Annotated in this window: 15 protein-coding genes; 7 read left to right on the forward strand and 8 right to left on the reverse strand. The window is 52.1% G+C overall.

Translation table 11 applies throughout. The annotated features are described in order from the left end of the window. A partial coding sequence (locus OB13_RS00685; RefSeq protein ID WP_461488213.1) for a hypothetical protein occupies nucleotides 1–982 on the forward strand: 982 nt, incomplete at its 5' end. A 194-nt stretch (nucleotides 983–1,176) separates the two neighbouring features. Here the strand turns inward: OB13_RS00685 and OB13_RS00690 are convergent. The 7 genes from OB13_RS00690 to OB13_RS00720 all read right to left on the reverse strand — a co-directional run bounded on the left by OB13_RS00690 (nucleotide 1,177) and on the right by OB13_RS00720 (nucleotide 10,581). Then, nucleotides 1,177–3,768 carry a phosphoenolpyruvate carboxylase gene (locus tag OB13_RS00690; RefSeq protein ID WP_461488214.1) on the reverse strand — a complete coding sequence of 864 codons (2,592 nt, stop codon included), beginning with the start codon at nucleotides 3,766–3,768 and terminating at the stop codon, nucleotides 1,177–1,179. 435 nt (nucleotides 3,769–4,203) lie between these two features. Further along, nucleotides 4,204–4,911: a 3-keto-disaccharide hydrolase gene (locus OB13_RS00695; RefSeq protein ID WP_461488215.1), complete on the reverse strand. Its 708-nt coding sequence runs from the start codon at nucleotides 4,909–4,911 to the stop codon at nucleotides 4,204–4,206. A 25-nt stretch (nucleotides 4,912–4,936) separates the two neighbouring features. Then, nucleotides 4,937–5,776: a formylglycine-generating enzyme family protein gene (locus OB13_RS00700; RefSeq protein WP_461488216.1), complete on the reverse strand. Its 840-nt coding sequence runs from the start codon at nucleotides 5,774–5,776 to the stop codon at nucleotides 4,937–4,939. Between the two features lie 342 nt (nucleotides 5,777–6,118). Next, nucleotides 6,119–8,428, reverse strand: coding sequence for a DUF7133 domain-containing protein (locus OB13_RS00705; RefSeq protein WP_461488217.1), 2,310 nt, complete (start codon nucleotides 8,426–8,428; stop codon nucleotides 6,119–6,121). 266 nt (nucleotides 8,429–8,694) lie between these two features. Continuing rightward, nucleotides 8,695–9,252, reverse strand: a complete 558-nt coding sequence (locus OB13_RS00710; RefSeq protein ID WP_461488218.1) for a YceI family protein — start codon at nucleotides 9,250–9,252, stop codon at nucleotides 8,695–8,697. Between the two features lies 1 nt (nucleotide 9,253). Next, on the reverse strand, nucleotides 9,254–10,147 hold the full coding sequence (locus tag OB13_RS00715; protein ID WP_461488219.1) for a DUF5777 family beta-barrel protein: 894 nt from the start codon (nucleotides 10,145–10,147) through the stop codon (nucleotides 9,254–9,256). After that, nucleotides 10,144–10,581: a QcrA and Rieske domain-containing protein gene (locus OB13_RS00720; RefSeq protein ID WP_461488220.1), complete on the reverse strand. Its 438-nt coding sequence runs from the start codon at nucleotides 10,579–10,581 to the stop codon at nucleotides 10,144–10,146. The genes OB13_RS00715 and OB13_RS00720 overlap by 4 nt, the downstream gene beginning before the upstream one ends. A 582-nt stretch (nucleotides 10,582–11,163) precedes the next feature. On the opposite strand from OB13_RS00720, the gene OB13_RS00725 reads away from it, so the two are divergent. The 3 genes from OB13_RS00725 to OB13_RS00735 are packed head-to-tail and all read left to right on the forward strand — an operon-like array spanning nucleotide 11,164 to nucleotide 13,369. Then, nucleotides 11,164–12,051 (forward strand): SRPBCC family protein, encoded by an 888-nt coding sequence (locus OB13_RS00725; RefSeq protein WP_461488221.1) that lies wholly within the window; start codon nucleotides 11,164–11,166, stop codon nucleotides 12,049–12,051. A gap of 37 nt (nucleotides 12,052–12,088) precedes the next feature. Further along, nucleotides 12,089–12,523 (forward strand): VOC family protein, encoded by a 435-nt coding sequence (locus OB13_RS00730; RefSeq protein WP_461488222.1) that lies wholly within the window; start codon nucleotides 12,089–12,091, stop codon nucleotides 12,521–12,523. A gap of 6 nt (nucleotides 12,524–12,529) precedes the next feature. Next, complete coding sequence (locus tag OB13_RS00735; RefSeq protein WP_461488223.1) at nucleotides 12,530–13,369, forward strand: VOC family protein; 840 nt, start codon at nucleotides 12,530–12,532, stop codon at nucleotides 13,367–13,369. A 45-nt stretch (nucleotides 13,370–13,414) separates the two neighbouring features. Here OB13_RS00735 and OB13_RS00740 read toward each other — a convergent pair whose 3' ends face one another. Further along, nucleotides 13,415–14,605 carry a serine hydrolase domain-containing protein gene (locus tag OB13_RS00740; protein ID WP_461488224.1) on the reverse strand — a complete coding sequence of 397 codons (1,191 nt, stop codon included), beginning with the start codon at nucleotides 14,603–14,605 and terminating at the stop codon, nucleotides 13,415–13,417. Nucleotides 14,606–14,745: 140 nt separating this feature from the next. Between OB13_RS00740 and OB13_RS00745 the strand changes: the two genes are divergently transcribed. From OB13_RS00745 to OB13_RS00755, 3 genes are all read left to right on the forward strand, one after another. Beyond that, nucleotides 14,746–15,696, forward strand: a complete 951-nt coding sequence (locus OB13_RS00745; RefSeq protein ID WP_461488225.1) for an HNH endonuclease — start codon at nucleotides 14,746–14,748, stop codon at nucleotides 15,694–15,696. 707 nt (nucleotides 15,697–16,403) lie between these two features. Beyond that, nucleotides 16,404–20,174 carry an SBBP repeat-containing protein gene (locus tag OB13_RS00750; RefSeq protein WP_461488226.1) on the forward strand — a complete coding sequence of 1,257 codons (3,771 nt, stop codon included), beginning with the start codon at nucleotides 16,404–16,406 and terminating at the stop codon, nucleotides 20,172–20,174. A gap of 268 nt (nucleotides 20,175–20,442) precedes the next feature. Beyond that, a complete protein-coding gene (locus tag OB13_RS00755; protein ID WP_461488227.1) occupies nucleotides 20,443–22,668 on the forward strand; it encodes an FUSC family protein in 2,226 nt (741 codons plus the stop codon). The last annotated feature ends 394 nt before the right edge of the window (nucleotides 22,669–23,062 follow it).

Raw genomic sequence — 23,062 nt, forward strand, 5'->3', positions numbered from 1 at the left:
TACCCCTTTGAATGGCGCTGCACTCGGGGAAATCCTCCACCGGCTCAGTTCCAACCTGCTAGATGACCGTACCCAGGGCAGGGAAAGAGCCGTCAGGGAGATTGCGGCCGGACTGGTAAACCCGGTTCGTGGTTTTAACCGGCTGTTACAAGGCAAAAGTTTTAAGAAAACGAATCAGGAGGTATACGAGACGGAACCGCTCAACTTTACGTTGTTTACCGGCGTGCACCGGCTCAACGAGCAGGAGAACGATGTCTTTGGCAAAGGAGGAAACAACTTCATGCTGAGTATGCAGCTCGATTACGGCAGACCCTTTGAGCACATGAAACGCAAACCCTTTGACTTTTTCCGGCTGCGCACAGAATTCAGTTTTGGATCGGCCGATACGTTAGGTAGCAGGGTGAACAATGTAACAGGGTATGGCATCTTAATGGGACGCAACCTGGAGCTGGGGAAATTAGCCTTGCTGGCCGGAGCGTTTCAGTACTATGATTATTGGAATACCCGGAATTTTGAATTAGGCGCACTCGGGTTCGGCGGAGGCGTGTTCTCCAAACTGGAGTTTCAAAGGGACATCAACCTGTATACCAATGCACACCTCGGGGTAATCCCCCTGGCTGGCAATAGCACCCGTTCCATACCGGATGCACCAGGTCTCCGAACGTACGCATTCACCAATGGCTTACAGGCTAAAATCGAGAGCACATTGGCTCTGGGCAAACATGCCTCGGCCGCCTTTGTCTATTATCATTTCTGGTTGAATTCGTTTGAGGGCCTGAAGGGACGCAACTCCATTGGCATTGTGAGACCCCGGGTGACAGTCAGGCTGTTAAAAAATGTCAGCCTGGGCTACGAGCATTTCGGCTATACTACAGACCGAACCCTGGAGGAATTTCCAGACCACCGCTCGGTAATCACCGAACAGAAGATCTTCTTGCAACTCTTTCTGCAAGCTTCTGACAGAAGAGGCAACTATAACTAGCCCCCGTACTTACTGGCCGATGCTGGTAAGAGTTTTTTTATAAAAGGTGCTTTTAACGCTTTGAGGTGGCAGGATAAAGGACCTGCCACCTCAAAGCGTTAATTCTCCTGCTCAGACCATCCCGCAAATATTACTACAGTTTTCATCTACTTGCCCTGTTAAGTAACCCTTGCCAACCGAGCTCTACATTCAAATCAGGCCGAGTTGCGCTCAGCATTGATGATCCCGAAAGAACACCGTACTACCAGCTTCTCGTATACCTGTTTGCCCTGTTGTTGCGGGCCCTGCTCTTCCAGGCTCCGGATCCTGGCCAGAGCATACTGCTGAATCGTGATCAGGGGCAACTCGATGCGCTGCCGCATGTTGATCGAAAGCTCGTCGAGTGGCTTGTCCGCCATCAGCGTTTCTGTCCCTGCCAGCAGGAGCACGTACTTTTTGGTGCGTTCGAATTCCTCCTGGATCAGCTGCCAGAGAGGTCCGTAGGTGGGGTGGTCGGCCAGGTAGGCGGTAACCGGGAAAAAGCATTTCTTCATCGCCATCTCACAGTTATCGAGCAGGGTTTTAAAAAATAAGGAACGCTTGTAGAGTTGCTGCAGCGCGGGCCATTTGCCTTTCTGATGGAGCGCCTCCAGAGCTAAGCCCACGCCATAGTAGCCGGGTAGGTTCTGCTTCAGCTGACTCCAGGCGCCCACATACGGAACTGCCCGCAGGTCGTCCAGGTTCAGCTGACCCGAGTTGCGCTTGGATGGGCGGCTCCCGATATTGGCTTCGCCGTAATACCGCAAAGGGCTCACAAAGTTCAGGTACTCCAGGAAAACCGGGTGATTCTTCAGTTCGGTATAACCTTCGAAACTTACCTCTGCCAACTCCTGCAGCAGCTGATCTTCCTCCGGGGTCAGGGTAGATTTCTGGAGATCGAACAGGGCATTGCGGAGGCCGGCATGCATGAGTTGCTCCATATTAAACCGGGCAGAATTCACTGATCCGAAATTAGAGCTGACGGTCTGCCCCTGAATGGTGAGCTGAATTTCCTTGTTGGCGATGTTGTTGCCCATAGAGGCATAAAACTGCTGTGTTTTGCCGCCGCCTCGTGCCGGCGGTCCCCCTCTGCCATCAAAGAAGATCACTTCTATGCCATACTCCCGGCTGCACTGCGTAAGTGCCTCCTTGGCTTTGTAGATACTCCAGTTGGCCATCAGGTAGCCGCCGTCTTTGGTGCCGTCGGAGAAGCCAAGCATGATGGTCTGGGTGTTGTCGCGACGCGCCAGGTGGCTCCGGTATACCTGATTCTTATAGAGTTCCTGCATCACAGCAGCTGCATTGCCCAGGTCCGTTATGGTTTCAAAGAGAGGTACAATGTCCACGCTCAATGCCTCCGGTTGCCAGCCTCCGAGGCGGAACAAGGTATAGGCCTCCATTACATTCAGGGCAGTGGTACAGTGGCTGATAATGTAGCGATGACATCCTTCTTCCCCGTTCTGTTCCTGTATCGTCTGGATAGCCGCTACCGATCGAAGGGTATCCTGCAGCAGTTCATCATCTGCAAACAACTCCGGTTCTATACCCTGATCGACCCGGAGCAAAGCTTTTATTTTTTCTTCATCCGACAGCTCGGTATACGCTTCGGGCAGCAGCTTGCTGCGTGCAGATAACTCCTCGTAGAGGTGTGCATGAACGGAGGAATCCTGGCGGATATCCAACGATGCGAAGAACAACCCGAAGAGATCCACTTTGGTGATCAAAGTTTCCACCTGGCTCAGGAATAAACTATTATGCTCTGACCGGAGCAACTTGCTGATCTCCCGCAATGCGCTCAGAATATCCTCCTGTTTCAGGTCCAGCTTATAGCCGGGCACGAACAGGTTGTTGTATAAACGGGTTTCCAGGGCACGGAGTTTATCTTCCACACCCCTGAATGTCAAGCGACGCTTCAGCCTGCGCACATCGTCGTAATACGCCCGGATGACAGCACCGCGCAGGGCATCGGCTACCTGTAATGTCGTCTCTGCTTTTACAAACGGATTGCCATCCCTGTCTCCTCCCGGCCAGAATCCCATCCGAATTACTTTTGACCCGGTGCGGACCGCTTCGGGGTACTGGGCGGTAAGGTATGATATCACATTGCCGGCTGCACGGTAAAACACGTTTTCCAGGAACCAGATCAGGCTGATGGCCTCCTCGTAGGGGGTGGGCTTTTCTTTCTTAAAAAATGGGGTTTTGCCCAGTTGCCGCAGGTAAGAGTGCGCCAGGGAAGTATTGTCTGCAGCCAGTGCCTGCGAGAGATCGTTGATAATGCCCAGCACATTGCTCGGATAGAATTGCGTCGGGTGCGCGGTCAGGACCATGCGCACTGCAAAATCCTGCAACTTAAGTGCCATCTGTTCCTGTGCCTTCTCCTGCAGCACGATCGTGCTGAGCTGCTTCAAGGTGCCCATGCCGTGCATGTCGTGTGTATCCGTGAAAGCAGCCTCCTCCAGGGCATCGAAAAGCACCACCTGGCGCTCGGCGTACTGCACAAAACGGAACAGCAGATCGCTCTGCTCCTGCTCGGTGCGGTAATGGGTATACTGCGCAAAGAAGCTGTGGATGATCTCCTGCGGACTCAGTTGACGCTGGTAACCTTCCTCGCAATGGAGTACCAGCAGGGAGAGCAGGACACCTGTTTTTTCGACCCGATGGAAAGGCAGGGACGAAAACAGGCTGTTATACATTTCATAGCGCGTACCGACCAGGTTAGAGAATGCCTCCACAGGGGTATCAGCACGCTGGGAATCAGGAGTAATCATGGGATCAGGTAAATAAGGTCAAGCTTTTAAGGTAGGAAAAAATTCTCTTGTCTATACCGAATTGACCGTCAATTCATTAATAAAAACTTCCTAATCGTGTTTCTTCTTGCTAAACGTATAGCTCATTCCAGGTATAGTGCAGTCAAAGGAAAGCTGACTCCTGCTCCTGTCGAAGGAACAAAGTCATGAGCTATACCTTGCTCCGCCTCGGTTCCGGTATACCTATTTATACGTCTATACCCGGCAGATAAGCAACGGCAAGCGCTGCCCTTTACCTGTATTAATCATTCTCCGTAAGTTCATTTCAACTCGTCTGGGAATGTTTGAAATGTTTCGGTACGTAAATTCAGAGCGTCATCCTGCAGTCACCAATCTACATTACTTACCCTGATTCGGGTGAAGCCAGATCAACTTGCGTAGTAAATGCGCGAGACGCTATTGTACTACATCCTTCTCCAGTTCTTTGATGGCAATATTCCGGAAACGGTGCGCTGCGCCCGGCGCCCAGGAGTTGAGGCCATTCCACTCGCCGGCAGCCGGGGAATACAAGGCCGTCCAATGAGATTGCAGCCCGATCATACCTTGTGTTGCACCAGCTACGAAATCGTTTTTGGGTTGGACTACATCATACATTTGCACTCCGTTTACCCAAAGCGTGATACAGGGCACCTCTCCTACCATCCGGATCCGAAAGGAGTTCCAGTCATTGGGTTTCCATACCTTCTCAAGATCCGTAGCCTGCATTACCGTACTGACCGGCATACGTTCCCCATACAGATTTCCGGTGCTTCCTGCCGCCTCGTCCAGCTCGATCTGGTAGGCTATTCCGCTTTCAGAAGAGCGGATGAAAATCCCGCCATTGGAAAAAGAGTCGATCTTCGCCTCCAGGTATAGCTCGAAGTTTTTGTACTTTTTATCAGTAAGGAGTACGCCGCCCTGGCCGTATGGCTGCTGCCTCAGCACAATGGCACCATCCTCTACCCGGACATCAGGCGTTGTGCCCTGGTGCGAGGTGCGGCTGCTGTGCCAGCCTTTCAGGTTCTTCCCGTTAAAAATAGGTTTAAAACCTGCCGGTATCTGTGCCTGTACGACACTACCAATACACACCAGAAAGAAAAGGACCACTGTACGTTTGAACTGCATGTTACCAGATCTTGAGATTTGCCTGTTAGTTTGGTTTCACTTCCATTACCAGCCGCAGCCCGACGTCAAAGCCGTTTCCGGGGCCAGCGGCATGCGTCATGTAGGTGGCATTCTTAGCGTCGCCTGTAAAGGATGCGCCCTTCAGCACGTGCTGCTTACCGGTGCGTGGGGGCACCGGGTCAGCAAATATCTTTTCGTTGTAGTAATCGTGCACCCACTCCCAAACATTGCCCAGCATATCATACAGGCCCCAGGCGTTCGGCTGCTTCTGCCCTATCGGGCTGGTTGTGGTGCCGGACAGCACAGCCATTTCGCGGGCTTCGCCCCAGGGTATATCGTCCTGGGCTCCTGCCCGTGCCGCATACTCCCACTCAAACTCAGTTGGCAGCCGGTAAACGTGCGCCTTATCCAGCTTGTTCAGCTTCCGGATAAAAGCCTGCGCCTCTTTCCAGCTAATGCTCTCAACCGGGTGCCGTTTTGAATCCCCTTCCACTTTGTCTCCCTGAAAAAAGGCTGGATTGCGGCCCATCACTTCAGCCCACTGCTCCTGCGTTACTTCAAATTTGCCGATGTAATAAGGGCGGTCTATCTGTACCGTAAAACCAGGCAGAGCAGCTTCCTGCGCCATCTTTTCAGCCACTTCGTAGGCAGACGGGGGCAGAACTTTTGGGGTTGGTTTCCCGGCTTCTGCCTGTGATGGCTGATATTTCCCGACCGTCGGCTGAAACCTGCCTACTACCATACTTCCGGGTTTTATCAGCACAAACTCCATCCCGATGCTGTTGGTATAGACTGGCTCCTGCGCCAGGAGCTGCGCTACCGGAATCAGGATCAGCAGAAGCACTAGTTTGAAGGGTTTATACATAGGTTATGTTAAAGATGCTGTTTTAGATTCTGTATTTTCATCCCCTGCCCCCTTCACAGGGGGATTTCTAGGAGTTTTCTCTTTGCTGGCGCAGGAATTATTCCTGTGACCTGGTATAAAATCGGGTTTGCAACCCGCTAGGCCGGAGGCCCCATTCTATAGCAGACACGAGCGGGGACACTCGCGACATGAACTAAACTTTCGCCCTCGCTCGCGTCCCGCGCGTGAGACATCATACGGACTCTGGCCTTTTTAGCAGCTATACCTGCACCAGTGGCGGGACGCCACCGGATAGCTCACACTCGCCAGAGGCGAGCGAGGGCAGGTTGTCTGTGAACCACGCTATTCTTTCACCCAATTCCGTTCCGTTGTGCGGTAGCCTTTGTGTACGACGAGCTTTTGGAGGGTTTCTCCGCCGGGCGTCAGCTTGGTTTGCGCACGCACTTTCTTTACTTCCTCAGGCGTGATCACCGATGCCTTGTTGCCCAGGTCGCTGCTGTTGCGCACGTAGCTCAACACAGCGGCAATCCACTGATCGCTCTGTCCTGCCATGGAAGGCATCATGTCGGTATATTCTACTCCGTCTATCGGCCCCTTCAGACCGTGGAGCATGATCTCAACGGGTAGGATCACGTCATTCCCCTGCATACGCGGTGAGCCGGCAAGCGGGGGAGCGGGCATTCTGCTGCCGGCCATCTGTATACCTTTGCCATTGGCACCATGGCAGTTCGCGCATAGCTGCTTGAAAATGGTTGATCCCTGTGTGATCAGTTCCCGATCGGCCGGGCTGAGGTTCTTCACCCTTTCCTCTTCGGCCGCTATACGCCGGTGCGTCTCTATATGCGAGTTGTAAGATGCCTGGATGAGCTCGTTGTCCGGGTTGGCGGCCAGCATATCTTTCAAAATCGCCTGTGATCTGCCGCTGTTGCTGGTACGCAGCGATAAAGCCAATTGTACCCGCACATCGGCACTGGTGTCCGCCAGCATCGCTTGCAGCTTTTCCAGTACCTGCGGATCGTTCTTCCGGATGTACATTTCGCTGATCCACACGGCTGTTTTCCGGATCTGTGGTTCGGGGTCCGAGAGTGCCAGCAGCAGGATATCTTTATCCATTTCATCCATACCTTCCAGGGTCCAGAGCGCGTGTATGCGGGTGATGGGATTGGACTTCTTTCTGAGGAAAGCATTTTTGCCGGAGGCAATCTTTTTCAGCGCAGGCACCACCGACTTATCGTTTCGGATCACCAGCAACAGCTGTGCATTGTCGCGCCACCAGCCGTTCGGATGCTCCAGGTGCCGTACAAGTTCTGCCGCCGACTCGTTGAGCATGTTCGGCCTCTTTTTATCCGGCTTGAAATCCTCGTGCACCACCCGGTAGATCCGCCCCATCCCCCGGTTGTTATAAAGCTCCTTCTCCTGGATTATTTTGTTCAGATAGGTGCCGGGACCGGTCCATTCGCTTTCCTGGATGATTCCATGGTACATGTCTACAATGTAGAAGCTGCCATCCGGCCCGGTATAGGTGTTGACGGGTCTGAAATTCATATCAGCAGAAGCCAGCCAGTCTTTCCCTTCGTACACATTATCGAGGTAGATCTTCCCCTCCCTGTTGTGTACCTTACCCCGTTTGATGATCCTGCCGACGGGTTCGGCGATAAAGTAGTCGCCCCGCATACTCTCAGGCATGCGATGGCCGCGGAAGATGGATTGCCCGCAACCCGAGGTGAAATTGTTCAGGGTATTGTCTTCCGGGCGCAGTGCCTCCTCTCCCCCTTGTGCATCCGTGTTGCCGATGATCGGCCAGGGCACGGCAAACGCCGGCGTGTACTGGTCCTTGAAGTTCAGAACGCCATAGGCGGGCAGTTGCTGAATCTGAACGGCTGGCAAACCCGGACCGGCTTCCGAGAAAAAGAGGCGCCCGTAGTTATCGGTAGTGAGGCCCCACTGGCCTGTCATGTTATCGATGAGCGTGTCGGCTACCAGCTTTCCGTCCCGGTACCTATACCTTAGATTGTCTCGCGTCGGGTAGATCCAGTTGTCGAGGTTCCAGAGCAGCCCTCCGTTCTGATGCTCTACATTGCGCAGGTCGATCTGGTCGTTGCGGAACACGATCTTTTTCTCATCAGCTTTTCCGTCGCCGTTTGTGTCGCGGTAACTCCAGATGTGCTGCGTATTGGTTATACCTACCAACAGCTGATCGCCTAACGGCAGTATGACCCGGGGCAACACCAGGCTGTCGATGAAGATGGTATACTTGTCCATCCTGCCGTCCCCGTCCGTATCCTCCAGCAGCTTGATCCGGCTCGTGGGCTCGAACTGGTCCGTGGCGACGGCATCCTTCATAAAGGTGTTCATTTCGGCTACGAACATCCTGCCGTTACCGTCCCAGGCAAGGGCAACAGGCTCCTGCACCATCGGCTCACTGGCAACTAGCTCCAGGCGGTAGCCCGGCGGCAGCTGTACTTTGGCCATACTTTCTTCCGGAGAAAGCAAGGTGGCCGGCGGATCTTTGGCCACGACTTTCCGCTCAAAGGTCTCTACTGCCGTAGCCCGTTTAGATTCGCAGCCTGAAGCGAAAAAAAGTGTGAATGAACTAAGAGCTATAAACTGCCATCTAAGGGTATGAGGGCGTACCGCTGCGTTAAAATTCATAGAGCATCTTTCAGTGTTATTTCATCCCTAACGTTGGGACCTGGGTCAGAGTTTATGCTTTAGGCGTCAACCAGTTCGGCTGCCCTTCTCGCTTATTTTCCGGGTTGTCCGGGTGACCTTAAATCGATTTTCCACTAGACCGATTTTCCGGCAAACAACTGACCAAATTGCTAATGATGTTCTACAACAGGTTTGGCTTAATCATCACTAATTCTAAAAACTACGCTATACCCAGCTATGCCCAAGACTTGCCTCGCCGGAGCTCCCTACTTCTTCTGGTAAGGCCGGTACCGGAACTGGCAGGTGACGTCGATCACTTCTGCTATTTTGTTGAAGACGATGGTGGGGATTTGGATGTCGTGGTCTACCAGGGCTACTTTGAACTTGGAGTCGAGCCCCAGTTGCTGCTCCGCTACCGTGATAGTTCCTTTGATCGTGCGGTTCGCTTCTTTGCCGTGAATGCTTAGCACGCCGGTGGCGGATGCCGGATAAGTACCGGGCTGGTCCCAAGGTATAGCCTCGTTGATCTTGCCTTTAAAAGTGGCGTTCGGGTACTTGTCAGATTCCATGAAGCGTTCGTTGAAGTGCTCCTGCATGAGTTTGTTCGGGAAGCTGAACTGGCTGATCGCCAGCCGGACCACGATCTCGTTGGTGCCTGTGTTGATCAGCGACACGGCGGCATCATTCTCTGCCGCAATATCTTCCAGTGGGGCTTTCGAGAAGAAAACTACATTGCTACGGGAAGTCTGGAAAAGCCCCTGTTGGGCCAGGCACAGCACCGGCAGACAGCACAGGTGGAACAGAAGCAGACACAATCTCATCATCTCACCAGTTTTTTTTGGCAGCAGCCTTTTTGTCGAACGCGAAGGTTCTGGAAATATTGAAGCCAAAGTGGATGTCACCGTCGGTCCAGTCGTCCACCGTTTCCGTGATAAAGTAGCGCTCCGTCATACCGTAAGAGTTGGTAAAATGCAGCTGGAACACATGCCCGCCGGTATGAATGTCAAAACCCACGGACAGCGCGTTGGTATAGGCACTGTTGATCTGGTCGGGCAGCACATAGAAGTACTCGGCATTGAAGGTGACGTCCTTTGTTATGCTATACCTGCCGCCTATACCTAGCGCCAGCACCCCCTGGTCATCCAGGCCCGGTTCAGGGCGCACCCGGTATACGTAAGTCGGGCTCAGCTGCAGCGAAAAAGCGTCCGAAAAGCGGCGGGCCAGCAGCAGCTGCGTGGTATAGGTCAGCCGGTCGTTAGCGGACAGTTCATCGGGCGGGATCAGCCGCTGCGTGCGGACATTGACGCTGAAAAAGGCAGCTGCCGTAAGGGGCATGCGGTTGTCGACCCGCTGCCGCAGGAAGCGGTATTTGCCGAACGCGTCATAGGTCTTGAAATAGCTGCTTCTGCCTACCCCGATCACCAGGTCCTCCGATAGGCCATACTCCAGCCCCAGCCGGATGAGAGCGCCGTCCAGACCGAAAAAGTTGTAGGCTCCGGTGTTCACGCGATCGAAGCGGTGGGAAATCAGGAACTGCAGGTTCTTTTTGCCCGGCGTCTGTACCGACTGGCCGTTGATGATGCGGGTGCCTTTGAAGGTGGCCAGGGTATACAGGCTCACGCTGTCGCTTTCCTTGGCCAGGGCCATCAGTTCGTCCTGTGCCAGGCTGCTCTGCCACCAGCCACAAAGCAAGAGGCAGAGGAGAAAAACCCGTTTCATGGCTCAAATACCCGTAAGTTATTGCCGCTGAGCTGCGTGCTGTACTTCTTCAGGTTGCTGGCAGCCGGGCCCGTTATCTTTACCCCGTTTGAATCGAACACAGAGCCATGGTCCGGACCCTGCTGCGAGCACGGAAAGGTCGTATTGGCGGAGTTGAAAGTGAGCGGGTTGCCCTGGTGCGTGCAGGTGGACTGATACGCCAGGTAGCTGGACCCGGAACTGGCAATGATCGCCTGGTTGCGGATCGTCCAGCCATTGTTTTGCAGGTTGGCGTCGGAGGTGATGTCGAAGGTGAAATCCACTTTTCCGGTACCCGGATTGACCGGTATTGGATCGTCTTCGGAGTCGGATCCGGAGCAGGCTCCCATGCAGGTAACAAAAACAAAAGCGCCTGTACCCAGCCCTATTGTTCGGATAAATTCTTTTCTGTCCATGGTGGTATAGCTAGATAAGTGTATTCCTGGTCACTTGAAAAACCGAAATACAAGATCGAAGCTTCTTCAGCAGTAGCTCGTTCGCTCACCCATACTGACGCCTATACCTTACCGAAGCTGTCTGTATTCCCTATTTGATAGTATACGTGAAGTTTGGATTTAAATGCGATTATTATTAAATATTCAAACAATAATTCCATAGCTTATTCCCACGGGTTGAAGAAAGGCAACCCTGCCGGTAGCTGAGATAACCGGATCATCTGGCTTTGTGCTTCGGCAGTTCTCCGATAAGGCACTCTCAAGGTATAGGCACCCGGGCAGGTTCAGGCTTATACCCTTTAAAATATGCACCAGTTAGTTATAGAAAGTGCAGCCAGGACCGGCAAGACTGCACCGGCGTAGGAGCCTACATTGGCATACTTTCGGAGTACAGAAAGCAGCACGATCATCAGCTACAAATAGAGCTAAGGTTCCATTTTATTTTGTCGCAAACTGCCTCACTTTTGTCTCATTTACACCGCATCCGGATGGATATCTTAGGCTAAATTTGTAATATTAAAACTCACACTAAACCAATTCACTATGGAAAATACAGCAGAAAAAACAGCTATTACAGTAGAGACTACCATCCAGGCGCCGGTAGAAAAAGTATGGAAGTTCTGGACAGAGCCAAAGCATATCACCCAGTGGAATAATGCGTCTGCCGACTGGCATACCCCACGGGCTGAAAACGACCTGAGAGTGGGTGGCTCGTTCACTTCCCGCATGGAAGCCAAAGACGGCAGCATGGGTTTTGATTTCACGGGTACCTATAGCACGGTCAAGGAGCACGAACTGATCGGGTATAGCCTGGAGGACGGCAGGAAAGTGCAGATCACCTTTACTCCCAACGGTCAGGAAACCCGTGTAAGCGAAGTATTTGATGCCGATCAGAGCCACCCGGCTGAGATGCAGCAGGCGGGCTGGCAGGCCATCCTGGATAATTTCAAAAACTATGTGGAGGCGTCCGCCAAACCCATCACGCAGTACTATGAAATCAGCATACAGGCTCCGGCTGAAAAAGTGTACAGTACCATGCTGGATGAAAAACACTACAGAGAATGGACAGCTGATTTTAACCCCACCTCTCATTACGAAGGCTCCTGGGAAAAAGGCGCTAAAGTCCGGTTTCTGGGAACAGATAAAGACGGAAATACCGGTGGTATGGTGAGCCGGATAAAGGAAAATATTCCCAATAAATTTATCAGCATCGAACACCTGGGTATAATACAGAATGAGACCGAGATCACCAGCGGTCCGGAGGTAGAAGGCTGGGCAGGAGCTTTGGAAAATTATACGTTTGAGGAGACCGATGGCGTCACCTTGCTCTCCATTGACACAGACACGAACCAGGAATATGAAGCCTATTTTTCAGAAACCTGGCCCAAAGCCCTGCAGAAACTAAAGGCTATCTGTGAAGCCGGATCCTGATCGTCTGGAAACAATTTTTAACCTTTAATTTAAAACGATGGCATCAGTTAGCACTTACCTCAATTTCACGAACCAGACCGAAGAGGCCTTTAACTTTTACAAATCCGTTTTCGGTACCGAATTTATAAGCTGCATTACCCGCTTCAGCGACATCCCTCCCTCCGACGACATGCCTCCTATACCTGAAGCCGATAAAAATCTGATCATGAACGTGGCCTTGCCCATACTGGGTGGGCACGTGCTCATGGGGACGGATGCGCCTGAGTCGATGGGTTTACGGGTTACGAAGGGCAACAATGTATACATTACCCTGCACCCTGACACCCGCCAGGAAACCGAGCAGCTGTTCAAAGCGCTTTCCGAAGGCGGCAAAGTAGAACAGGAATTGCAGGATATGTTCTGGGGCGATTATTATGGCAGTTGCCAGGATAAATTTGGCGTGCAATGGATGTTTAACTGCGATCAAAAATAACCTGCTATGACACACGACATCTATCCCTGCCTTTGGTTCGACGGCACAGCCAAAGAAGCAGCCGGGCTATACCTGAAAGCTTTCAAGGACTCCAAAATTACGGCCGATACCCCCATGGTGGTGACCTTTGAATTAGGCGGGCAGAAATTCATTGGCCTGAACGGAGGCCCTCTATTCTCTCCCAATCCCTCGGTTTCATTTTATGTGGTATGCGAAACGGCAAGCGAAGTAGAACAGGCCTGGGCAACGTTATCCGAAGCAGGCACGGTACTGATGCCCCTGGATGCCTACCCGTGGAGCGAGCAGTACGGCTGGGTACAGGACAAATTCGGGGTGAGCTGGCAACTGGCCCTCGGCAAGCTGGAAGAAGTAGGTCAGAAATTTACGCCAACCCTTATGTTTACTGGCCAGCAGGCAGGCAAAGCTGAGGAAGCCATCCGGTTTTATACTTCCATATTCGACAATTCCTCCATTGTAGGCATCCTGAAATACGATGCCCGGGATCAGGACGTGGAAGGCACTGTAAAGCATGCGCAGTTTAAGCTGGGGCAACAGGTATTTATGGCCATGGACAGCTCACACCCGCATGCCTTCGGCTTCAATGAGGGCATCTCGCTGGTCATCCCCTGCGACACCCAGGCAGAGATCGATTACTATTGGGAGAAACTAACGGAGGGCGGACAGGAAAGCCAGTGTGGCTGGCTCAAGGACAGGTATGGCGTGTCGTGGCAGGTTGTCCCGGCTATGTTGGGTGAGCTGATGAGTGACCCTGAAAAAGCACCCCGCGTGACCCGTGCCTTTATGCAAATGACGAAGTTCGACATCCAGCAACTGATAGACGCTTAAGGCAGAGCAGGGGCCGAACATCCGGCACAAGCGCAACGGCTCCTGTTAATCTTTTGCCTGGTCATAAGGCATGTAATTCTGCCAAAACCAAGGGGTATAGGTATCCCCCAGAGCCGTTTCCAGCAGCTCCTTAAAAATGCTATGGCCATTGTCGCTGTTACTCAGGATAAGAATGCCCGTTCCCTGCTCCGGAAAGAGGATGGAGTAGTGCTGAAAACCATCGCTATGCCCTTCCTTGAAGGCTCCTGTACCGTGAGGCGATTGCAGCAGCCCCCAGCCTAAGCCGTAACTCAGGGCAATGGCATCGTTGGTGGTGGTATCGCGCTGGCTCAGCGGGCCGAACTGCTTCACTGAGCTTATTCGTATCTGGGGGCTGAACATTTCTTTGCTCGTGGCAGGCTTCAGCAGCTTGTTTCGCAGTACTGCCTGCAAGAACAAGGTATAGTCGTCGAGGGTGGTTTCGAGGGTGCTTGCCGAGCGGGCTTCATTGTCTTTATCTTTCTCATAGAGCTCTCCGTTGGTTTTGTGGCCAAGCACATAATCGGTTTCAAAGGCCGGTTGCCAGGTATAGGAGGAGCGCTTCATGCCCAGCGGCAGGAAGAGTTTCTCCTGCATGAGCGTTTCAAGCGGTTTGCCTGTCATCTTTTCGAGAACCACCTGCAGGTATACCAGCCCCTCCCCGGAGTAGCTATACCGGGCGCCAGGCTCATACTTCACCCGTAGTTTCTGATCCTCCTCAAACCACCGCCAGTTGGGGAAACCGGCAGTATGCGCCAGGCACATGCGGGCAGTGATCTTCTTGTACAGCGTGTCTTGTTCCAGGTCGCTGTAGTTGTCGTGCCATTTCGTTTGCGGGGTATAGGTATAGATGGGCCGGGGTAGATACTCCTGCAGTGGCTTATCCAGATCCAGCACCCCCTCCTCTACCAGCTTCATCACCAGCACTGCAAACACCGCCTTGCTCAGCGATGCGCCATAAAAATTCGTGCTGGTCCGGATCGGCTCCTTTGTGTCGAGGCGCTTGTAGCCGAATGTCTTTTTGTAAACCGGCTGCTTGTTGTTGAACACCGTGATGGCCAGGCCCTGCACGTTAGCCGCTTTTACCAGTGCCTGGATCTTTTTATCTAAGGCTGTAGCGGTGATTTTGCTGCCGTCGAGTTTAGTGATGGTTTGGGAATAGACGGCTAATGGGAGGATGGTGAGGAGGAGGAAGAAGAGGATGTAGAAGTTTTTCATGGGAATTAGACAGGTTAAGGAAGGTTGTACGAAACCACTTAGTCACCAAAATGATTATTCTTTTCACTTCTATGGTAGAATAATACTTTTAGTTTAAATCAATATAAAATTATAATATTGGCTTTACAATATATTATAAAATGACAGTTAACCCTTCAGCACTAAACACCTATCTGAAGAAGTTTACCAAGCTGCGCCAGGGCGTGACTAAATATGGCAAAGCACCGCACAAGCCGGTGCTTTTGCTGGCCTTTATTGAATTGTTTGAGAAGGGAGAGCTGACAGAAAACAGGGTGCTTATCTCCCCGGAACTGGTCGCGCTGTTTAAAGAGAGTTTCGCACTCTTAGTCAGGACGGCACATAAATCTGACTTCTTCCTTCCCTTCTATCACTTGTCCGGCGAAGGGTTCTGGACGGTGCAGACAAAGCTAGGCTCACCGCTGCAGGTATACATTGGCAACTTTAGTAAGCTGAACGAAGTGGTAGCTTTCGGATGCTTTTCCGAGGAACTCTATACCTTACTGCTTCATACAGAAACTCGAAATATATTGAAGACCGCGCTCCTGGACCGCTACTTCCCCGATACGAAAACTGATTTCCTGAATACGAAGCAGGGCGGTTACATACAGAACCTGAAGAGTTTTCTCCTCAACGAAAGCCCGGCAGGCTATACATTGGCGGTGAATGAAACAGACGAGGAGGAGCAATTCATCCGGGGCGGCCTGTTCAAAAAACTGGTGCCGCAGGTATACAACAACACCTGTAGCATCTCGGGGATGCGGTTGGTATCCAACCACGGCTTCTCCATGATTGATGCCTGCCACATCGTGCCCTTCAGCCTGAGCAAAGACGACAAAATAAATAATGGTTTGGCACTATGCCCCAATCTGCACCGAGCCTTCGACCGCGGCTTAATCTCAGTTGATGAGAAGCTGCAAGCACTTGTGTCTGATAAAATAGCCGAAGACCTCACAAATAGTTATGCCCTCCAACATTTTAAAGGTAAGCGTGTCTCACTGCCTTTTGGAGCCAAACATTACCCGAGCGCCGAGAACTTGGCATGGCATCGGGAGCATGTGTTTAAGGGATAAGCTAGTTTAAAAATTCTTCATTATTTAGTCTGCCCTAACGCTACTCCATACTGAAAGAAGGAATCTACGAACAGTTAATCACGGCCTCACTTAACGAAAAGATCAAGGCTATACCTGCCGAGAAGTTCTTCATTGCGCAGGCTCAAATTGATAAAGAGGAAGCTGCCAGAATTCTTTCTGACTACCTGATCAACCTGCTGCAATTAGCTTTAAGAGAGTTAAAGAAAGAAGATATCCGGCAACAGGTTAAGTTCTGCAATGAGGTCATTCAGTTTGTGGATGAAAAGCTAAATCTGGAGGCAAGTGATAGCCTAATTTACCCGAAGGATACTTTCTGACGCCTGATGAAGAACAGGTAAACTTGTACTGTATTACTTCTGAAAAAACACCTGCCGGGAAATCGACAGATGTTTTTTTTATAGCAGGGTATACTGATTTCCTCGGCAGCACGGTGTTAAGAGGCTCCTGTTATCCTCTCCCTTTCTTTAATCCCCCGCTTACATCGCGCTCACCTTCAATCACTTACTTTATAGTAATTTTATATTAAAAGTTATAATTATAATCACAAAAACCGTATTCTAACTTATAAGATAGAATTGATTTTACACTGGCGACAAGGCTACATCGCCAGCATCTGACCCTGCCTGCCTAAACGGCAGGACTGCTTATTCACAACGATTTACTACCACACCTTAATTTTATAAGCTATGAAAAACCGTTTACCTTTTTGGGTAGGGTATATACTCTGCCTGCTCTGTGTAACAGCAGAGGCACAAAAGCCTACCGAAGAATGGGCAAGGCGCTACAATGGTATAGGAAGCCACAACGAACGCTCCTCTGCTATAGCTGTGGATGCCGCTGGCAACAGTTATATTACTGGTACCACTACCCGTACCTACAATAATGACTTTTACTACAGTATCGTAACCGTGAAATACTCTCCCACCGGTGAAATGCTCTGGGAAAAAGTATACGATGAAGAACAGCCGAGCAGAGCAGCAGCTATAGCGGTTGACAATCAGGGAGGCGTGTATGTGACAGGAAACACAGGTATTTATATCAATGATTATGACATGATTACCATCCGTTATGATGCGGTCACCAGTGAAGAAAATTGGGTCCGGCAATTCAACGGGGAAATCAACGGAGCTGACGAGGCCGTCGCGATTGCTACCGATAACAGGGGAGGCGTGTATGTCACCGGCCTCAGTGCCAATATAGAACCTATAAGCAATATCAGTAACATTGCCACCATCCGCTACGAAGCCACCACCGGTGCCATTAGTTGGATCAGGTACTATGACGGGCCGACCGGCGGCCATGATGAACCCACTGCCCTGGCGCTCGATGATCAAGGAGGTATCTACATTACCGGCTTCACCTTCCTCGATGAAAACAATGCCAATTTCACCACCATCCGCTACAATACCGACACGGGCAAAGAGAGCTGGGTAAAACATTATAATGGGCCGGCGAATAGTTTTGATTTCGCCCAGGCTATCGCTGTTGACAAGGCTGGAGGCGTCTATGTTACGGGATACAGCAGCGGCAAGGATACAGGTTATGATTATACCACAATCCGTTACCATGCCGCCACTGGTCAGGAAGCCTGGGTACAACGCTATAACGGGGAAGGCAGTGAGTCAGCAGACTTTGCCAATGCCATTGCTGTTGACAACATGGGTGGCGTGTATGTCACCGGCAACAGCGGCAAGACCAATTATAATTACGCCACTATACGCTATGACGCCGCTTCCGGTACCCAGGCCTGGGCAATGCGATACGATGGTGCCGCTAACGGTCATGACATACCCGCTGCCATTGCGGCCGATGACCGAGGTGGCGTCTACGTCACCGGATACAGCCTGGGCAGTACTTCAGATTTTGACTATACCACCATCCGCTACGAAGCCGCCTCTGGTCAGCAAGGCTGGACCAGCCACTACAATGGGGAAGGCAACGGCTACGATGAGGCCAGTGCCATGGCCATGGATGATAACGGAGGCCTTTATGTGACCGGTTACAGCTTTGGTGGAAGTACAGGTGGCGACTTGGCTACTGTTCGCTACGAGGCGACCACTGGTCAGGCATCCTGGGTTAGCAGGCAGGATGTACAGGGAAGCTTATCGGACGTGTCGATAGCTGTGGCTGTGGATGCAGCAGGCAACAGCTATGTGACAGGTACCAGCCGGTATGATCTGGATGATGAGGATTTCATGAGCAGATCGGGAATCGTGACGATAAAATACTCCCCTGCAGGGGAAGAGCTGTGGGTAAAAGTATACCAGCAAGCCCAGAATAACCGGGCCAGCGCCATCGCGATAGATAACCAGGGGGGCGTGTATGTGACCGGATACAGCTATAGCAATAACACGCCCGCTGATTACGTCACGATCCGCTATGAGGCTGCCACCGGGGAAGAAAACTGGGTGCAGCGCTACAATGGCGAGAGCAACAAAGCTGATCAGCCAGAGGCCATTGCGCTGGACAACAAAGGCGGTGTATACGTAACGGGTAGCAGTGTCGGCAATGGCAAAAACAACAGCGACTACGCAACGGTGCGCTATGAGGCCGCCACCGGTGCCCAAACCTGGGTACAGCGGTACAATGGCCCGGCAGGAGGCATTGACAGGGCCACCGGGATGGTCATTGATGAGCAGGACGGCATCTATGTAACCGGGTATAGCCAGGGCGAAAACAGCAGTTATGACTTTGCAACGATTCGCTACAGCGCAGCAAGCGGAGCGCAGGATTGGGTGCAGCGCTATGGAGGAAAAGGCGAAAGCTATGATGTTGCCAGAGCCATCGCAATGGATCAGGAGGGTATCTATGTGACCGGTTACAGCTATGATTGGACAACGGGTATAGAAGACTTTCTAACAGTCAGGCATGATGCTACTACCGGCGAAGTAAGCTGGACGGGGATTTACAAAGGAAAGGGCCAGGGCACCAATCAGGCGAACGCCATCGCAGTGGATAGCAGCGGAGGCGTCTACGTTACAGGTGCCAGCTGGAGTGATACCTCCGGTTCTGACTTTGCCACCCTACGATATGACGCCGCTACAGGCCAGGAAAGTTGGGTGCAGCGCTACAGTTCCGAAGGCAATGAAACAGACTGGCCGAGAGCCATTGCGGTGGATCAGGCCGGCAGCGTTTACGTCACCGGATATAGCACCCGTGGGAGCAGCACCGTATTCAACACAATCAAGTACAACTCTGCCAACGGAACACCTCTCTGGGACATTCAGACCACAGGCTATGATGCCGCTGCAGTAGATATGGCACTGGATTTGTCGGGTAGCATCATTGTGACAGGGTACAGTCGCGGCACGGCCACGGCTCTTGACATGCTCACCGTTAAATACAACCAGCAGTCCGAGTGCCCTGCATTAACTGAGGCAGCCGTCTCTGGTAGTTCCACAGCAGCTGTGCGCACCAGGGGCTCCGTTTACGCCCTCACAACGGATGCCACCAGCTTTACCTGGAGCATCACTGACGGCAAAGGCGCCGTTTACACGGACTTTAGCGGCCAGGGGACCAAAGCCATTGCTGTCAACTGGCCTTCCACTTCCCAGGTATACAAGCTCAGCGTTACCTATGGCGGCACCCAAGGCTGCCCTGTCAGCACCGCTACCCGGTATGTGCATGTCTTTGACACCGAGGCCGGCTTCTTGACCGGTGGCGGCTGGCTCCGATCGCCTGCACATCCTGACTATGAGTTCATGCAGACCAGCAGCAGAGCTTATTTTGGTCTGATGGCCAGGTATAAAAAGGGAGAAGAGAACCCACTACAGGGGGAGATGCAACTTTTGGTTGAAAACGGTTCCTTCTATTTCAGGGGCTCTTTGCAGCAGGCCCGTACGCTGGTAATTGCAGGTAATCAGGCCTTCTACCGTGGCCAGGGCAAGGTCACCTACCGCGATAGCGCAGGGAAGTTCATAAATGATTCCCGCACCTTTGGTTTCTTAGTAGCAGCCACTGACGGAAACTTTGGTAAAGCCAGAGAAGAGGACCAGTTGCGCATTCAGGTATGGGAGATCCGCCCTGATGGCACCCGGGGTGCAGTGGTGTATGATAACCAGGCTGCCTGCTCTACTAATCTCGACGACAATGTCACGGCGTGTCAGGCTATCAGTAGTGGCACCATCACCATCCACACGCCGAATATACAGAGCGCACAGAACAGCAAACCGCTCGCGGCTGAGTCACTTCCTGCCGCAACTGGACTAGCAGCCTACCCTACCGCCTTCAGCGACCGTACCACTTTGGCCTTCTCTGTTGACCAGGATACTGACTACACGCTGGAGCTCTTCGACCTGAAGGGAGCACTGGTGCGGCGGCTGGCTGCCGGGACAGCAGAAACCGGCAAGCGCTATGAGCACCAGCTCCCGGCCGCAGACATGGGCAGCGGAATGTACTTGGTACGCCTCTCTGCCGGCAGCACCGTGCAGACGATCAAAATCATGGTGGAGAAGTAAACAAATCAGCAGATCAGCGCCTCAGGCAATCCGGCTGCACGCAGCAGGGATATCCGGATTTGCCTGAGGCTGCTGGCTTATTGTTCGCTGTTGGAATACTTTATTTTGTCACTATCCTTTAACATTCTTCATCGCCGCCATGCTGGCGTGTGAGCATCTGCCATTTCTTATCTACATACACCTGAAGATGAAAGGCAAACTGGCCTGGAGTTAGATAGTTCTTGCTGGAGATGCTACTTAGCGTCTCTACTTCCCGTACATTTGCTGTATGCTGCAAGAGCTGAGACAATTTATCAAGAGCACCGACTTTGTAAAGGCGCTGGTGATTACGTTTGGGGCCGCTGTGCCTGTTTCACTGGGGATTTGGCTCGGGCAGCTGCCCTACTTCCTGAGCGTAGCCATAGGGGTCATGCTGACTTCGGGGAGCGACGTGCCGGGCAGCAGAAAGCATAAAACCATCGGCATACTCGTTTCGGCAGCCATTGCCATGCTGGCCAGTATGGCCATTAACCTGGCATCGGTCAGTCTATACCTGCTGCTTCCGGTATTGGCTGTGCTGGTGTTTGGCATTTCCTTTATTTCCGTTTATGGTTTCCGGGCTTCGTTGGTATCTTTTGCGGGACTGATGGCCATTGTGCTGAGCTTTGTACACCCGTATACCGGTGCCGATATTTTTATACATGGCTTGCTGCTTGGTGCAGGCGGCCTGTGGGCCCTGCTGCTTTCGGTTATTTTCCATTCGCTGCTGCAAAAGCGGCAAACCGAAAACCTCATCATCGACTGTCTGCAGCAGACAGCCCGCTACATTCAGCTGCGGGGCAAACTGGCCACGGAGAGCCAGGACCAGGAGTCCCTGCAGAAAGAGTTCTACAACCTGCAGGTGAAACTGAACGAGACACACGAGTCCTTGCGCGAGGTTCTCCTGAGCGAAAGGCAAAGCACCGGCACCTCTAACTACCAGCGCAAACAGCTCCTGATCTTTATCGAGCTGATCGACATCCTAGAACTATCGCTTGCCAACCCGGCCAATTACGCGCGCGCCAGACAATTGTTCAGCCACTCCGTCAGGGTGTTGCTGCCGTTCATTAAACTGGTTTTTGAGCTGTCAGACAAGCTGGACAACCTGGCCAACTGCATGCAGCAGGGGCGTGCCCTGTCAGCAGAAAAAGACCTGGACACCTTGCTGGAAAAGTGCCGACAAAGCATCAGGCAGTATGTGGAAGAACTGAAACTGCCCCAGGCCAGGGAGGGTGCACTGTTGCTCCACAACCTGCTGGATTATGAAGAGAAGCTGCTCCAAAAGATAACGTCTATCGAGCGGGTATACCAGGACCTGGAAGAACAGCAAAGTGTTGGCCTGCAAAGCAGGGAGAGCAAGCGGTTTATTACCCAGCAGGATTATGATGTGCAGGTCTTAAAGGAGAACTTCACGCCTGAATCGCCCATTTTTAAACATGCCGCCCGGCTAACCATCGCCATGCTGCTGGGCTACGTGCTGGGCATCCTCTTCCCGATACAGAACGCGTACTGGATACTGCTCACGGTTATGGTCATTATGCGGCCCGGCTATACCCTTACCAAAGAGCGGTCGAAGCACAGACTCTATGGTACTGTGTTAGGTGCCATCATTGCGGGCATGGTGGTGCTGCTGGTGCAGAACGTATACCTGTATAGCGTGCTTGCCCTGGTATCGCTGGTACTTTCCCTGAGCTTTATCCAGAAAAACTACCGCACCTCCTCTGTCTTTGTTACCACCGGGGTCATATTCATCTATGCCCTCATCAAACCGGATGCCTTCGATGTGATCCAGTACCGGGTGATCGATACCCTCACAGGGGCTGCCATTGCCCTGGGGTCTATCTCTTTTTTATGGCCATCGTGGGAATCTTTGAGTATAAAGGGCAACATTGTGAAGGCCCTGAACGCCAACCGGAACTACCTGGCCGAGATAGACAGGTATAACCGGCACAAAATGCAGAATACCACGGTCTATAAGCTTGCCAGAAAAGAAGCCTTTCTGCAGATGGGCAACCTGAACGCAGCTTTCCAGCGGATGAGCCAGGAGCCGAAATCCACGCAGCAGAACCTGATGAAGATCTACGAGATTGTCGGCCTGAACCATACCTTTCTGGCTGCTGCGGCCGCGCTCGGGACGTTTATCCGGGACAATGAAGCGGAGGCCTCCTCTGAACACTTCGAGCTGATCATAAAGTCGATAGACGCTAACCTGGCGCAGGCCTTACAAACACTGCAACAGGAGCCGCAGGCAGCAGAAGTTTCGAAAGAAGAGTTGGTAGAGGCTTACGGGCACCTGGAGGGCAGGTATAACGAGCTGGTTGCCATACGCACCCGTCAGCTGGCCGGAGCAAGCTACAAACCCATCGACCCCGGATTTCTCAAAAACCTGAAGGAGGCCCGCCTTATTTCCGAACAGCTAAAATGGCTGCACACCATTTCCGGTAACCTGAAGCAGGCGGTGGAGGAACTGGAGTAATACACGACCGTAAAAAGGCATCAGGCGCTGTATAGAATAGGTATATATGACGCAAACCCGTCGCCATAAAACCCTTTTATCTTAGCCTCCTGCAGCTATCACTCAATTCGTTATTTCACAGCTGGTGGTGATATCGCCAGCAACCAACCAGCGAATGCCGGCATTGCCCGGGACATGAAAGCATACCGGCAACATCTCCTTTTTGTATTTGAAAAGGAAGTGGCCACCGCAGTTCACTAACCTGCCGCCTTTAGGCCTTTACATGAGCATTCACCTGGCTGCCAGCATCAGTGCTAAAGAGGTATAGAAATTATAAGTTATACCTGAATCCCGTTCGTATAACCTTTATCTTGCACAAGATTTACTACCAGCATACCATGTCACATCAACCGCA

It is taken from the genome of Pontibacter sp. HJ8, assembly GCF_054824225.1.